We start from the raw sequence: 12,953 nt of genomic DNA on the forward strand, positions 1-12,953 counted from the left end.
GCACCGACACGATCAGAGCTTCTCGACCTGCGGGATGACGTCGGCACCGATGCGCTCGATCGCGTCCAGCCGCGGCACCGTCGGCACGGAGCCCACCGCGACCTCGACGCCGAGGTCCGCCAGTTGGCCGAGCTCGTCGATGAGCCGCTGCGTGTGCTCGCCGTTCTCGCCGACGTCGAGCACGTGGTAGACGGTCTTGGTGATCTCGTCGTAGTCGCGGCCGACGTCGGCGCAGTGCTGTCGCAGGACGTCGAGCTTGCGCGGCAGCTCTGGCGTGTTGAACAGGTTGCAGGCGTCGCCGTACTGCGCGACCAGCCGCAGCGTCTTCTTCTCGCCACCGCCGCCGATCATGATCGGCGGGTGCGGCCGGCTCAGCGACTGCGGCGAGTTCAGCAGCCGCTCGGCTTGCGTGAACCGCCCCTGGAACGGGCCCTCGTCGTCGGACCACATCTGCAGCAGGTAGCGCAGCGCCTCCTCGAGCCGCTCGAACCGCTCGGACGTGGACGGGAACGTGAAGCCCAGGCCGCGGGACTCCTCCTCGTTCCAGCCGGCGCCGATGCCCAGGATGGCGCGCCCGCCGGACAGCACGTCCAGCGTGGTGACGGCCTTGGCGAGCAGGCCCGGCTCGCGGTAGTGGATGCCGGTGATGACGGTGAGCAGTTTGGCCTGCTCGGTGTGCGCGGCCAGGAAGCCGAGCGCCGTGTACGCCTCGAGCATGTCGTTCTCGGACGGGCCGACGCCGCGGATCTGGAAGAAGTGGTCCATGACCGCGACGTACTCGAACCCGGCCTGATCGGCGGTTCGGGCGACGGCAGCCAGCTCGCCGCCCAGCGCGGCGGGGCCGTTCGGCCAGGTGAAGTTGGGAATCTGCAGACCGACCTTCATGACGTGATGGTTTCCTTCGCTCGGAGAGCCGCAGGTGAGGTGCTTCGCAGCGGAAGCGGTCGACTAAGGTGGAGGGATCCCTCCGTATCACCATACGGAGGGATGCCTCCGTTTGCAAGACGCTCGAGCGAGGTGACGGCATGACGAACGCGGACGGCCCGGCCTCCGGCGTCGGCGCGACCACGCCCGGCGGCGGAGCGTCCGGCCGCGGCGCGACCACGCCCGGCGGCGGAGCGTCCGGCGAGGCGCCGTCCGACGTCTTCGCGCGGCGGCCGAAGCGCGCCGACGCCCGCCGCAACTACGAGAAGCTGCTCACCGCCGCTCGCGAGGCGTTCGCCGAGGCCGGGGTCTCCGCGTCACTCGAGGACATCGCCCGCCGGGCCGGGGTCGGCATCGGCACGCTCTACCGCCACTTCCCCACCCGCCAGGACCTGTTCGAGAGCGTCTACATCGACGAGGTCGAGGCGTTGTGCCGCACCGCCGACGACCTCGCCGGCCAGCCGCCATGGGACGCGCTGGCCGGCTGGCTGCGCCGCTTCGTCACGTACACGGCCACGAAGCGGGCCATCGCCGAGGCGCTCAACCACGACTCCCCGGTGTTCGCGACCTGCCGCAAGGCGATCGACGCCGCCGGGCAGCCGTTGCTGAGCCGCGCCCAGAAGTCCGGCGACGCCCGCCCGGATGCCTCGTTCGACGATGTGCTGCGGCTGGTCGGCGGCGTCACGATGTACCCGTTCGCCGATCCCGCCCAGCTGGAGCGGGTCCTGACCATGGCGCTGGACGGCATCCGGGAGCGGCCGGAGGGCTGATCACCGGCCCGGCCGCGACACCGCCGTCAGCGCGCGTCGTCCAGGTAGGCCTGGGCGACCTTCTTCGGCGCGCGGTCCAGCCAGGCCTCGACCACCAGCTCGACCAGCTCCGGCTCGTCGATGCGCTCCAACCGCACCAGCACCGCTGAGTACCCGTCGAAGTGCGGCGTGGTGAAGAAGACCTCCGGATCGTCGGCGAGGATCGCCTCCTTCGCACCGAGATCGGGCACCCACGCCCCGAGAATCGGCCCGGCCGGAGCGGCGTCACCCAGGGCGGCGATGTCGCCCTTGCGCAGCGGCCGCTCCCAGACGAACGACTTGTCGCGCACCCGCCAGCTGCGCAGACCGTCGCGACCGGTCTGCTCGGTCGACTCCGGCAACGCCGTCGCGATGCGGCTGACGTCGTCCCAGCTGCACATGTGATCAACATAGACCCGCAGGACCCGGGTTGGACAGGGGCCGACTGCGCCGCTGTCAGGCCGGACGGGACCGGATGCTCTCGATGATCCGGTCGAACGACTTCTTCCCGTGTCCCTCCGCCAACTGCCGCGCGAGCAGCCCCTGGATCGGCGCGACGATGTCCGGTGCGACGCCCTGCTCGATGCTGGCCGTGACGATCACGTCCAGCGCGGACTTGTTGAACACGACGTCCTGCACGTCGGTGGTGTAGTCGCCACTGTCGACGAATGCGGCCGCGTACGTCAGCGAGCCGGTCATGGCCCTCAGCCAGTCCCCCGCCGACTCGGCGAACTCGGCGGCGGTCACGCCGGCCGTCCCGACCATCGCCGCTCCGTGCAGGAAGCCGGCGAACATCGTGTACATGCCGCTCAGCAGCGCGAGGTCGTAGAGCGAGGCCAGCCCGGCGTCGGCGCCGAACCAGCGGCTGGTGCCGAGCAGGTCCAGCGTCGGCCGGTACCGCTGGAACGCCGCCTCGTCGCCGCTGTACAGGAACGCCGACGACTCGGTGCCGATCATCGGCGGCGTGGCCATCATGCCGCTGTCGACGTAGTCGATGCCCTGCCCGGCTGCCCACACGGCGAGCTCCCGGGCCTGCCGTGGTGTGCCGGTCGTGAGCTGGACGACCGTGCGCCCGGCCAGCTCCGTGGCGACCGGCTCCAGCAGCTCACGGGTCGCGGCATAGTCGAGCACGCAGACCAGCACCAACGGACTGCTGGTGACGGCCTGCGCGACGGTGGCCGCGCGAGTCGCGCCCCTGGCGACCAGGTCGTCGGTACGCGACGGCGTGCGGTTCCACACCGTGACCGGGTGGCCGGCCTCCAGCAGCACACGGGCGATCTCGCGGCCCATCGCGCCGAGGCCGACGACGGTGACGGGATGACGGTCGGTCATGATGACGTCCTTTCGTGGTTCGGTCCCGCCGAGCCTGCGTGCGGCCGCTTTCGAAACGCTCACGGTCGCCTCCCGAGCTGCTCGGCTAGCGTGGGGACGTGCGTTTCGGGGTGCTCGGGCCGCTGGAGGTCACCACGGCCGACGGCGTCCCGGTGCGGGTCCCGGAGGCGAAGATCCGGCTGCTGCTCGCGGTCCTGCTGGCGCACCGTGGCCGCGCCGTCTCCGCCGACCGCCTCGTCGACGCGTTGTGGGCGGACGCACCGCCGGCCCGCCCGCTCGGCGCGCTGCAGACCAAGGTGTCGCTGCTGCGGCGGACGATCGGCGCCGGACTGGTGACGTACCGGCCCGCGGGCTACCAGCTGCACGCGCCCGCCGAGGACGTCGACGCGGGACGGTTCGCGGCGCTGGTCGGACGGGCCCGGGCGCACGACGATCCCGGCGCACGCTCGGCACTGCTCGGTACGGCGCTGGAACTCTGGCGCGGACCGGCGTTCGCCGAGGTCGCCGACGCGGGGGCACTGGCGCCGGCGATCCGGCAACTGGAGGAACTCCGGCTGGTGACGGTCGAGGAGTGGGCCGAGGCGCGTTTGGAGGTGGCCGGCGATGCGGCGGCATACGGCGCGTTGGCCGGCGAGCTGGTGCGGTGGGTGGGTGCGGAGCCGCTACGCGAACGGCTCCGGGCGGCGCAGGTGCGAGCGCTCTACGGCGCGGGCCGGCAGGTCGACGCACTGGCGAGCCTGGCCGACCTGCGTGAGCGGCTGGCCGACGAGCTCGGGGTGGACCCGTCGCCGGAGCTGCTGCGGCTGCAGGCCGCGGTCCTCGCCCAGGACCCCGACCTGACCCGTGCCCGGCCGCACCGCCGCACGTCGTCCGCGGGCAACCTGCCGGCACCGCTCACGCCCCTGGTCGGACGAGCGGCGGCGATCGAGGACGCCGCCCGGACGCTCGCGCAACACCGGCTGGTGACGTTGACCGGCCCGGGCGGGGTCGGCAAGACCCGGCTCGGCGTCGAGGTCGCCGGCCGGACGGGGCTGCGCGACGGCGCCTGGCTGGTCGAGCTGGCCGGCCTGCGTCCGGCCGGCCGGACGGACGGCGCACCGGACGGAGCGGCGGCGTGGGACGCCATCGCGGAGTCGATCGCCGGCGTCCTCCAGGTGCGCGCCGATGCCGGACCCGACCCCGTCACCCGGCTGGCCGCGGCATTGCACACGCGCGAGCTGCTCCTGGTGCTGGACAACTGCGAGCACCTGGGCGACGCCGCCGCCGAGGTCGCCGCACGGCTGCTGCGCGCCGCCCCCGCGATCCGCGTCCTCGCCACCAGCCAGCTCCCGCTCGGCCTGCCCGGCGAGGTCGTCCTGCCCGTCGCGCCGCTGGACCCCTCCACCGACGCCGCCGAGCTCTTCCTGGCCCGGGCCGCGGCCGCCGCGCCCGGCCACGAGCTGGACCGCGGCACCGTCGCCGAGATCTGCCGGCGGCTGGACGGCCTGCCGCTGGCGCTGGAGCTGGCCGCGACCCGCGTCCGGGCCCTCGGCGAGCGCGATCTGCTGGCCCGGCTGGACCACCGGTTCGAGCTGCTCGCCGCGCATCGCGGCGGGCCGGAGCGGCAGCGGACGCTGCGAGCGGTGATCGACTGGAGCTGGGAACTGCTCACCGAGCCGGAACGGACGGTGCTGCGCCGGCTCGCGGTTCCCGCCGACGGGTGCGACCTCACCGGGGCCGAAACGATCGCCGCCGCCGGCGACGACGTACGACCGACGGCCGTCGCCGGACTACTGAGCCAGCTGGTGGACCGGTCGCTGCTCACCGTCGTGCCGTCACCGGCCGGGCCGCGCTACCGGCTGCTGGAGTCCGTCGCCGCGTACGCGGGCGAGCGGCTGAGCGCGGCGGGCGAGCTGGACGCCGTCCGGCGGCGGCACCGCGACCACCTCCTGACGCTCGCGACCCGCGCCGACGCCGGGCTGCGCGGCCCGGATCAGCGGTACTGGCTGGACGTCCTGGACACGGAGTCGGCCAACCTGCGCGCTGTGCTCGACGACGCCGTGCGGGCCGGTGCCGCGGAGCCGGCGTTGCGGCTGGTCGACGCGCTGGGGTGGTACTGGTTCCTGCGCGGCCGGCTGAGCGAGGGACGGCGTTCGGCCGCTGCCGCGCTCGCCGTCGACGGCGCCGCCCCGGCCGGGTTGCGGGCGCGGGTGGACGTCTGGGCGGCCGGGTTCGCCGTCCAGCTCGGCGACGATCCGGCCATGGCCACGCACGCCGACGCCGTCCTGTCCGGGTTCGACGGCGACGATGCCGGGCTGGCCTGGGCACGGTGGTTCCTCAGCCTCGGGCTGGCCGGCGTCGGTGACCTGTCCGTGCACGTCCGGCGGGTGGCGGCGGCGCTGACGACGTTCCGCCGGCTCGGCGACCGCTGGGGGACGGCGGCCGCGCTCAGTCTGCGCGCCGATCTCGCCCGCCCGCTCGGCTCCGCGGACGCCGGGCTGCGGTCGGCCGAGGAGGCGGCCGCGCTCTTCCGTGAGCTGGGCGACCGCTGGGGACAGCTCCGGGTCACCGACACCCTGGCCGGCCGCGCCGAGATCCGCGGCGACTACGAACGCGCCGCCGTCCTGCACGAGGAGGGCGTGCGCATCGCGACCGAGCTGGGCCTGGCGACCGACCTGTCCGCACAGCTGGCCGGCCTCGGCCGGATCGCCCTGCTGCGCGGCGACCTCGCGGCCGCCGACGACCTGCACGAGCAGGCCAGGCTGCTCGCCGCCCGGCACGCGCACCGGCGGGGCGAGCAGTTCGCCGAGATCGGGCTCGCGTTGTCGGCCCGGCGGCAGGGCCGGCTGGACGACGCCGAACGGCACCTGCGCGCCTGGCTGGACTGGTGCCTCGACGTCGACGGCGACATGGGCGCGGCGCTCATCCTGGCCGAGCTGGGCTTCGTCGCCGAACTGCGCGGCGACGCCGACGCCGCGCGGGTGCTGCACCTGGACGGCCTCGCGGCGGCGCGGTCGGCCGGTGACCCGCGTGCCGTCGCACTGGCGCTGGAGGGCCTCGCCGGAGTCCACGCGTCGACGGGCGACGGTGCCGGTGCGGCACGGCTGCTCGGCGCGGCGGCGGCCGCCCGCGAAGGGTCGGGTGTGCCATTGCCGCCGGCCGAACGCGGCGACGTCGACCGCATCGCCGCCGCGGCGGCCACGGTCGTCGGCCGCGACCGGTTCGACACGCAGTTCGCCGCCGGGCGCACGGTGCCGCCGCAGCACGCCTACCCACCGGCCGGCCCGCCCCGCACCCCCTGACGCCCGACCGGCCAGGAACGCCGTCCCGCCGCAGCCGCGGCGCCGGCCACGTCCGGGCCCCACCACCGCCCAGCCGCGGCGCCGGTCAGGCCAGCCGCCGCCACAGCCCCGGGTAGTCGGTGACCAGCCCGTCGTCGTCCACCGTCAGGTCGGCGGAGAAGTCGCCGGACGAGTACCGGTAGACGTCCGGGCCCAGCCGCTCGTACCGCTGGTCCACCGCGTCCGCCGTCAGCCCCTTGTCGACCTGCACATAGACGATCCGCAGGTCGGCCGACTCCCCTGCCGCCAACCCCAGCCGGCGGATCGGCAGCGTGTTGGTGAACGGCGTCAGCGCGATGTCGACGTCGACGCAGCCGGCGAGATCGGCCCGCTCGGCGCCGTCGCCGTCGAACCAGCGGCCGTCCGCGCGGTGGTCCAGCACCAGGCCGGGCTCACCGTACGAGGCCAGCGTCAGCCGCCGCACCGTCCAGTCCGGGCCGGCCTCGATCGCGTACGCCAGCCGGGTCGGCCGCCCGTCCAGCGCGACGATCACGCCGTCGGCGCGCACCCCGTCGTCGTCGGCGCGAAGCACCAGGTGCTCGGTGGCCGGCCAGGCCAGCGCCGACCACATCAGCTCTCGCTCCAGGTTACCGGTCATCATGAACGCCAGTTAACAGCGTCCAGCCACTCGACGCAACCGGTAAACTAGTTGAATGGTTAGCGTCGCGCAGGAAGCGCCCGGCGCGCTCGAGGCCGTCCGCGAGCTGCTGAACAGCTGGCTGATCCCCAACGACACCCGGCAGCCCGACGATCGCTTCGACGCCTGGGCCGCCGCGCACGCCGTCCCGCCCGCCGATCACGCGGGCGTCCGGTGGCTGCGCGACGAGCTCCGCTCGGCCGTCGAGGGCAAGGCCGATCCGGACGCCGTCGTCACCGCGTGGATCGAGCGGACGGGCGTGCGGCCGCGCGTCAGCGGCGGGTCCCTGCGATTCCGGCACGACGGCGGCACCGCCGGCGACCTGCTGGTCGCCGTCGTGACCGCCGTCGGCGACGGGACCTGGCGACGGCTCAAGACCTGCCCCGACTGCCGCTGGGCGTTCTACGACCACACCCGCAACGCCAGCAAGCGCTGGTGCCTCATGAGCGCCGGCGGCCCGGACGGCCGGTCGTGCGGCAGCATCGCCAAGGTGCGCGCCTACCGGGCGCGTCAGGCCTCGGCACCGGGCATCGGCTCGTCCGACGCCGGGTAACGCCGGCCCCACCACGCCGACCACCGCTCGTCCAGGCCGGCGTACGCGGCGTCGTCGAGGCCGAACGTGCTGAGCACGGCCATGGCCGAGCCGTTCGGCTTCTCGGCGCCGGGCGGCACGAACGCGACGACGAGCAGCCCCTCGCCCCACCCGTCGACGGTGAGCCCGAGCTGGTTGGCCGACCGGAACCACACCACACCGGCGACGTCCTGGCCGACGAGCGTCGCGCGGTACGCCGACCCGGCCGGCATCGCCGCGATGTCGTCGAGGCCGAGCTCACCGAAGAGCTCCGGCGCACCGGCGACCGTCCCGGCGAAGAACGCGGTGCGCCGCGGCGCGTCCGGCTGGCGCTCCAGGTAGAAGCGCAGCTGCTGCAGGAACGTCGTCCAGCCCTCGGTGATGTCGTCGTAGTAGGCGTCCCACTCGGGGCTGACGCCACGCGGCGCCCTGGTCAACGTGACCCGCGTGCCGTCGCCGACCGCTTCGACGACGATGTTGTCGCCCTCCTGCACGCCGAGCGTGCGGGCCGGCGCGTCCTCGGTGAAGCTCTGGAAGTAGATGAGGTCGATCTCCTCGTCCAGGCTCGGCGCGTCCCAGCCGTGCCAGTGCCTGATGCGGTCCTTCTCGCGCAGCGCGCGCCACACGTCGTCGACGGGCGCGGCGATGGTCACCTGGATGACGGGGCGCTCGTGGTCGTTCATGACTCGGTCTCCTCTGGGGTCTGTGCCGCCGGCGCCGGGTAGCCGCCCGCGACCAGTCGGTAGGGGCGGCCACCCTCGGCGTCGAACCGGGCGACGGCGTGACGGACCGCCTCGGTCAGCTCGTCGGTGAAGGCGTGCACGTCGCCGGGCTCGCCGAAGCGGACCTCGGCCTCGATGGTGAAGGTGAGCAGTCGCTTGCCGGACTCGTCGGCCCGCGCCTGCATGCGCGCGACGTCGCGGACCGTGTCGGCCGCGACACCGACCAGGTGTTCGGCCGCGTACTGGTCCCGCAACCGGGTGAAGCGGCCCCGTTCGCCGTCGACGGCCATGACGGCGGGATCGACGAGGACCGCACCCGGCTTGGCCCGCAGGATCCGCTCGACGCAGCCACGTCGCCTGCGCTCCTCGACCAGCTCGACCAGCCCGGCCGCCTCGAGCACGCGCAGGTGGTAGTTGACCCGCTGCCGCGGCAGCCCGAGCTCCGCGGCCAGCTGGGTGGCCGACGCCGGCTCGCGCAGCCTGGTCAGCAACTCGCGCCGCGGCGGGGCGAGCGCGACCCGCACCTCACCGGGCTCTTCGAGGTAGGTGATCGCGGTCATGCCGCCATCGTCGAATTGACAGTTCAATTTGTCAATACGATCGCGGCCACCTTCTGCTGCTGTTGCCGAGGAAGGTGCGGTCAGCCGCCGGACAGGACGGCGCGGTCGGGGACGACCCGGCCGAGGCCGTGCAGCCACTCGTCCGGCGGATCGGGCCACCAGCGGCCGGAGCGCAGACCGGCGATCGCGTCGCGGACGGTCGCGACGTCGGCGGCGGCCGGCACGACGCGGTTCGGCGAGGCGCCCGCGAGCACCCCGAACCACCAGTGCCGCCGGGTCTCCGGGAGCGCGTCGGGATCGAGCACGACGTAGTAGTCGGGCAGCGCGGTGGCCTCGGTGCGCAGCGACCGCAGCGCCGCCTCGACCGCGACCTCCAGCGTCCCGGCCGGTGCCGTCCGGTCGAAGAACCCGGCCCAGGCGGCACCGACGGCGGCGAGCGGGTCGACGTCGTGCACGACGTAGGCGGCGTGCGACCGGGCGACGGCCGCGCGGACCCGCTGGTCGGCATCGTCACCAGGCGTTCGCGGCGAGTGTCGGTGCCCGCCCGCGACGTCGAGGCCCCTCCCAGCCGGGCGGGCAAGGTCGCCGCCGGCCCGGGCGACCGCCCGCACGTTCGCGAGCCCGTCCAGGCCGGCCACCACCCGGCTCGACTCGTCGCCGACGATGACCACCACCGTGCTGTTCGGCCGCGCCACGGATCCAGTCTAGGAACCCTATGCTGCCGCTCGTGAAGTACATGATGCTCATCTACGGGAACGACGAGACCTGGCAGCGCATCTACACCGGCTCCAAGGTCAACGAGGACGTCATGCGCGCGCACCGCGAGCTGACCGAGCAGCTCGTCGCGTCCGGCGAGTACGTCGCGTCGTCCGGGCTGACCGTCGAGGCGGCCCGGACGGTGCGGGTGCGCGACGGCGTACCGGCGGTCACCGACGGCCCGTTCACCGAGGCCAAAGAGGTGCTGGCCGGCTACTACCTGGTCGACTGCGCGAACGTGGAGCGGGCGACGCAGATCGCGGCGCGCATCCCGGAGGCCGCGCACGACCTCGTCGAGGTGCGCCGGGTGATGGACCCCGCCGACCTCTAGTTACGCCGGGGCCTCCGGGTCCAGGCCCAGCGCCGCGCGCCCGCCGTCGACCGGCACGGTGGCGCCGTTGACGAACGAGGCGTCGTCGGAGAGCAGGTGCGCGACGACGGCGGCGACCTCGTCGACGCGACCGACCCGCCCGATGGGGTGCAACTGGCGCAACTGCGCCTCGACCTCGGCGGCCGCCGACGGCGAGAGCCCGGCGAGGAACGTGTCGTAGCGCTCGGTGGCGACGGACCCCAGCGCGACGGCGTTGGCGCGGATGCCGCGGCCGCCGTACTCGACCGCCAGCGCCCTCGTCAGCCCTTCGATCGCCGCTTTGGCCGTGGCGTAAGGCAGCGAGCCGGGGACCGCACGCTGCGCCTGGTGCGACGACACGTTGACGATGGCGCCGCCCTGCCCGTGGGCGAGGAAGCGGCGCACCGCGGTGGTGCTGCCCACCACGACGGGGTCGAGGTTGAGCGCGATGAGCCGCGACGTCTCGGCCGCGTCGGTCGTGTGCACCGACGCGTCGCGGAACACCGCCGCGTTGTTCACCCAGCCCGCCAGCGGCGCGGCCGACTCGGCGAGATCGGCGGCATGCCAGGCGACGCCGTCGTCGGACGCGCTGCCGGCGACGGCCAGCGCCCGGGTGCCGGCCGGATGGTCGCGCAGCCAGCCGAGCGCCGTCGGGTCGAGGTCGAGGGCCACGACCGTGCCGCCGGTGGCGAGCAGCCGTTCCACGACGGCCCGGCCCACGCCGCGGCCGCCGCCGGTCACCACGAACGAGCGGTCCATAACTCCACCCTCCCATGGTCACGGAGAGGGCGGCTCCAGGAACACGACGGGGATGACGCGGTCGGTGTTGGACTCGTAGACCCGGTAGCCCTTGTACGTGGCCAGGACGCGCGGCCACCAGAGCGCACGCTCGTCCGGGCCGGCCGTCCGCGCCCGGGCTCGCCACCGACGGCCGCGCACCTGCACGGTCACCTCGGGGTGCGCGACGAGGTTCGTGTACCACTGCGGATGCCGCGGCCGGCCGCCCCACGAGGCGATGACCACCAGGCGCTCGTCGTCGTGCAGATAGAGCAGCGGGACGGTGTGCCGCCGCCCCGTCCGCGAGCCCGTGGTGGTGAGCAGCAACATGTCGTTGCGCACGAGCCGCCGGCCCAGCACGCCGCGGCTGGACCGGTAGAGGGCGATGTGCAGGCGGGACAGCCGGCGGGCGGTGGTGTCGTGCACGACGACTCCGGCTACGACCCCGAGACCTGCTCGAGTGGCACGGCGGTATCGGTGAGCCGGGCGACGTCGACCGGCTCGCTGGACCGGATCAGGGCCTTGATCGGCTCGCCGACGTCCCAGACGTTGACGTTCATGCCGGCGACGACGCGGCCGTCGCGCAGCCAGAACGCGACGAACTCGCGCCCCGCGACGTCGCCGCGGTAGACGACGTCGTCGTAGTTGTCCGGCGTGACCAGGCCGTGGAACTCCATGCCGAGGTCGTACTGATCGGTGAAGAAGTACGGCAGCTCGTCGTAGACGGCGTCGCCGCTGAGCATCGTCGACGCCGCCACCGCCGGCTGGTTGAGCGCGTTGGCCCAGTGCTCGACCCGGATGCCCGGGCCGAGCAGCGGGTGGTCGGCCTCCGCGATGTCGCCGGCGACGACGATGTCCGGGTCGCTGCTCTGCAGCCGGGCGTCGGTGACGACCCCCGAGTGCACGCGCAGCCCGGCCGCCGCGGCCAGCTGGAGGTTCGGGACCGCACCCACCCCGACGACGACGGCGTCGGCCTCGACGCGGCTGCCGTCGGCGAGGACCGCGCCGCTGACGCGCTCGTCGTCGACCGTGAACCGCTCGATGCCCACCCCGGTGCGCAGCGTGACGCCGTGCTCGACGTGCAGGTCGGCGAAGACGCGGGCCAGCTCCGGACCCAGCGGGCCGAGCAGCGGCAGCTCCTGCGCCTCGACGATGGTGACCTCGACGCCGGCCGTGCGGGCGGCCGCGGTGACCTCGAGGCCGATCCAGCCGCCGCCGACCACGAGCAGCCTCTGGACCGACGCGAGCGTCGACTTGATGGCGTCGGAGTCGGGCAACCGGCGCAGGTAGTGCACGCCGGCCGCATCGGCGCCCGGGATGGTCAGACGGCGTGGGCTGGAGCCGGTGGCCAGCAGCAGCTTCGCGTAGCCCACGGTGCCGCCGTCATCCTGGACGACGGTGTGCGTGCGGGGATCGATCTCGACCACGGTGGTGCCGAGCCGCAGCTCGACGTCGTGCTCGGCGTACCAGGCCGCGTCGTGGACGAACGCGCTGTCGCGTTCGTCGTTGCCGAGGAGGTACCCCTTCGACAGCGGCGGGCGCTCGTACGGGCGGTCCGGTTCGTCGCCGATGAGCACCAGCGGGCCGTCGTAGCCCTGCTCGCGGAGCGCCTCAGCGCCCTTGGCCCCGGCGAGTCCGCCGCCGACGATGACGAATGGCTGCTCGGTCACCCCGCCACGCTACCGGTCAATCGCTCGGCGACGACGGCTGTTCCCGGCGCATGTCGTCCGCCCGGCCCCGGCCGCACGCTGACCACGTCGTCCGTCAGCTCGCCGCCGCACGCGTCGCAGGCGACGACGGGGGTGGTCGGCTGGCCGCAGGTGTCGTGCACCAGCAGCATCGGCGGGCCGTCGGGCGCGAGGTGACGGTCGCCCCACGCCATGAGCGCCACGACGACGCCGTACAGGTCGCGGCCGGCGTCGGTCAGGCGGTACTCGTGCCGCACCGGCGCCCGCTGATAGACCGCGCGGACCACCAGCCCGGCGTCGACCAGCCGGTCGAGACGGTCGGCCAGCACGTTCGTGGCGACGCCGAGGTCGCGGCGCAGCTCGTCGTAACGGGTCAGGCCGAGGAAGAGGTCGCGCAGCACGAGCAGCGTCCACGGATCGCCGACGATGCCCGACGTGCGGGCGATCGAGCAGGCGATGGAGGCGAACCGGTCTCTGTCCACGTCCTGGAGCGTAGTCGCTTGCGGTTCGCAAGTCATGGCTTCTATGG

The 12,953-nt window shown here is 74.1% G+C and carries 15 protein-coding genes; 4 read left to right on the forward strand and 11 right to left on the reverse strand.

Translation table 11 applies throughout. From position 1 onward, the window contains the following. Window positions 1-12: 12 nt before the first annotated feature. Window positions 13-885, reverse strand: coding sequence for an LLM class F420-dependent oxidoreductase (locus DZA62_RS25210; protein ID WP_116951695.1), 873 nt, complete (start codon window positions 883-885; stop codon window positions 13-15). 140 nt (window positions 886-1,025) lie between these two features. On the opposite strand from DZA62_RS25210, the gene DZA62_RS25215 reads away from it, so the two are divergent. Beyond that, on the forward strand, window positions 1,026-1,694 hold the full coding sequence (locus DZA62_RS25215; protein WP_116951696.1) for a TetR/AcrR family transcriptional regulator: 669 nt from the start codon (window positions 1,026-1,028) through the stop codon (window positions 1,692-1,694). Window positions 1,695-1,720: 26 nt separating this feature from the next. On the opposite strand, the gene DZA62_RS25220 is transcribed toward DZA62_RS25215, so the two are convergent. Both DZA62_RS25220 and DZA62_RS25225 read right to left on the reverse strand, forming a co-directional pair. Further along, on the reverse strand, window positions 1,721-2,113 hold the full coding sequence (locus tag DZA62_RS25220; protein WP_116951697.1) for an MmcQ/YjbR family DNA-binding protein: 393 nt from the start codon (window positions 2,111-2,113) through the stop codon (window positions 1,721-1,723). A 55-nt stretch (window positions 2,114-2,168) separates the two neighbouring features. Then, window positions 2,169-3,044, reverse strand: a complete 876-nt coding sequence (locus DZA62_RS25225; RefSeq protein WP_116951698.1) for an NAD(P)-dependent oxidoreductase — start codon at window positions 3,042-3,044, stop codon at window positions 2,169-2,171. Between the two features lie 98 nt (window positions 3,045-3,142). Between DZA62_RS25225 and DZA62_RS25230 the strand changes: the two genes are divergently transcribed. Further along, window positions 3,143-6,325: a BTAD domain-containing putative transcriptional regulator gene (locus tag DZA62_RS25230; RefSeq protein WP_116951699.1), complete on the forward strand. Its 3,183-nt coding sequence runs from the start codon at window positions 3,143-3,145 to the stop codon at window positions 6,323-6,325. 85 nt (window positions 6,326-6,410) lie between these two features. Here the strand turns inward: DZA62_RS25230 and DZA62_RS25235 are convergent, their stop codons facing one another. Next, on the reverse strand, window positions 6,411-6,965 hold the full coding sequence (locus DZA62_RS25235) for a putative glycolipid-binding domain-containing protein (RefSeq protein ID WP_116951700.1): 555 nt from the start codon (window positions 6,963-6,965) through the stop codon (window positions 6,411-6,413). Window positions 6,966-7,017: 52 nt separating this feature from the next. Between DZA62_RS25235 and DZA62_RS25240 the strand changes: the two genes are divergently transcribed. After that, complete coding sequence (locus tag DZA62_RS25240) at window positions 7,018-7,554, forward strand: CGNR zinc finger domain-containing protein (protein WP_116951701.1); 537 nt, start codon at window positions 7,018-7,020, stop codon at window positions 7,552-7,554. Here the strand turns inward: DZA62_RS25240 and DZA62_RS25245 are convergent. The 3 genes from DZA62_RS25245 to DZA62_RS25255 all read right to left on the reverse strand — a co-directional run bounded on the left by DZA62_RS25245 (window position 7,512) and on the right by DZA62_RS25255 (window position 9,549). Then, window positions 7,512-8,255: an SRPBCC family protein gene (locus DZA62_RS25245; protein WP_116951702.1), complete on the reverse strand. Its 744-nt coding sequence runs from the start codon at window positions 8,253-8,255 to the stop codon at window positions 7,512-7,514. The two genes, DZA62_RS25240 and DZA62_RS25245, sit on opposite strands and share 43 nt — an antisense overlap. Continuing rightward, the gene (locus DZA62_RS25250; RefSeq protein ID WP_116951703.1) at window positions 8,252-8,854 is read right to left on the reverse strand and encodes an ArsR/SmtB family transcription factor; all 603 of its coding nucleotides are present in this window, start codon (window positions 8,852-8,854) and stop codon (window positions 8,252-8,254) included. The genes DZA62_RS25245 and DZA62_RS25250 overlap by 4 nt, the downstream gene beginning before the upstream one ends. A gap of 80 nt (window positions 8,855-8,934) precedes the next feature. Next, the gene (locus DZA62_RS25255; RefSeq protein ID WP_116951704.1) at window positions 8,935-9,549 is read right to left on the reverse strand and encodes a hypothetical protein; all 615 of its coding nucleotides are present in this window, start codon (window positions 9,547-9,549) and stop codon (window positions 8,935-8,937) included. 41 nt (window positions 9,550-9,590) lie between these two features. Here DZA62_RS25255 and DZA62_RS25260 point away from each other — a divergent pair, with 41 nt between their 5' ends. Next, window positions 9,591-9,941, forward strand: a complete 351-nt coding sequence (locus DZA62_RS25260) for a YciI family protein (RefSeq protein ID WP_116951752.1) — start codon at window positions 9,591-9,593, stop codon at window positions 9,939-9,941. Here DZA62_RS25260 and DZA62_RS25265 read toward each other — a convergent pair whose 3' ends face one another. Genes DZA62_RS25265 through DZA62_RS25280 form a run of 4 tightly spaced genes read right to left on the reverse strand, consistent with a single transcriptional unit; the run spans window position 9,942 to window position 12,906 of the window. Further along, window positions 9,942-10,718: an SDR family NAD(P)-dependent oxidoreductase gene (locus DZA62_RS25265; protein ID WP_116951705.1), complete on the reverse strand. Its 777-nt coding sequence runs from the start codon at window positions 10,716-10,718 to the stop codon at window positions 9,942-9,944. An 18-nt stretch (window positions 10,719-10,736) separates the two neighbouring features. Beyond that, on the reverse strand, window positions 10,737-11,162 hold the full coding sequence (locus DZA62_RS25270; RefSeq protein ID WP_157987897.1) for a nitroreductase family deazaflavin-dependent oxidoreductase: 426 nt from the start codon (window positions 11,160-11,162) through the stop codon (window positions 10,737-10,739). A gap of 11 nt (window positions 11,163-11,173) precedes the next feature. Continuing rightward, on the reverse strand, window positions 11,174-12,406 hold the full coding sequence (locus tag DZA62_RS25275) for an NAD(P)/FAD-dependent oxidoreductase (protein WP_116951707.1): 1,233 nt from the start codon (window positions 12,404-12,406) through the stop codon (window positions 11,174-11,176). Continuing rightward, on the reverse strand, window positions 12,403-12,906 hold the full coding sequence (locus tag DZA62_RS25280) for a winged helix-turn-helix transcriptional regulator (RefSeq protein ID WP_198664162.1): 504 nt from the start codon (window positions 12,904-12,906) through the stop codon (window positions 12,403-12,405). The genes DZA62_RS25275 and DZA62_RS25280 overlap by 4 nt, the downstream gene beginning before the upstream one ends. Between the last annotated feature and the right edge of the window lie 47 nt (window positions 12,907-12,953).

The sequence above is a fragment of the Jiangella endophytica genome (assembly GCF_003427025.1).
In the GTDB taxonomy this organism is placed as follows: Bacteria; Actinomycetota; Actinomycetes; order Jiangellales; family Jiangellaceae; genus Jiangella; species Jiangella endophytica.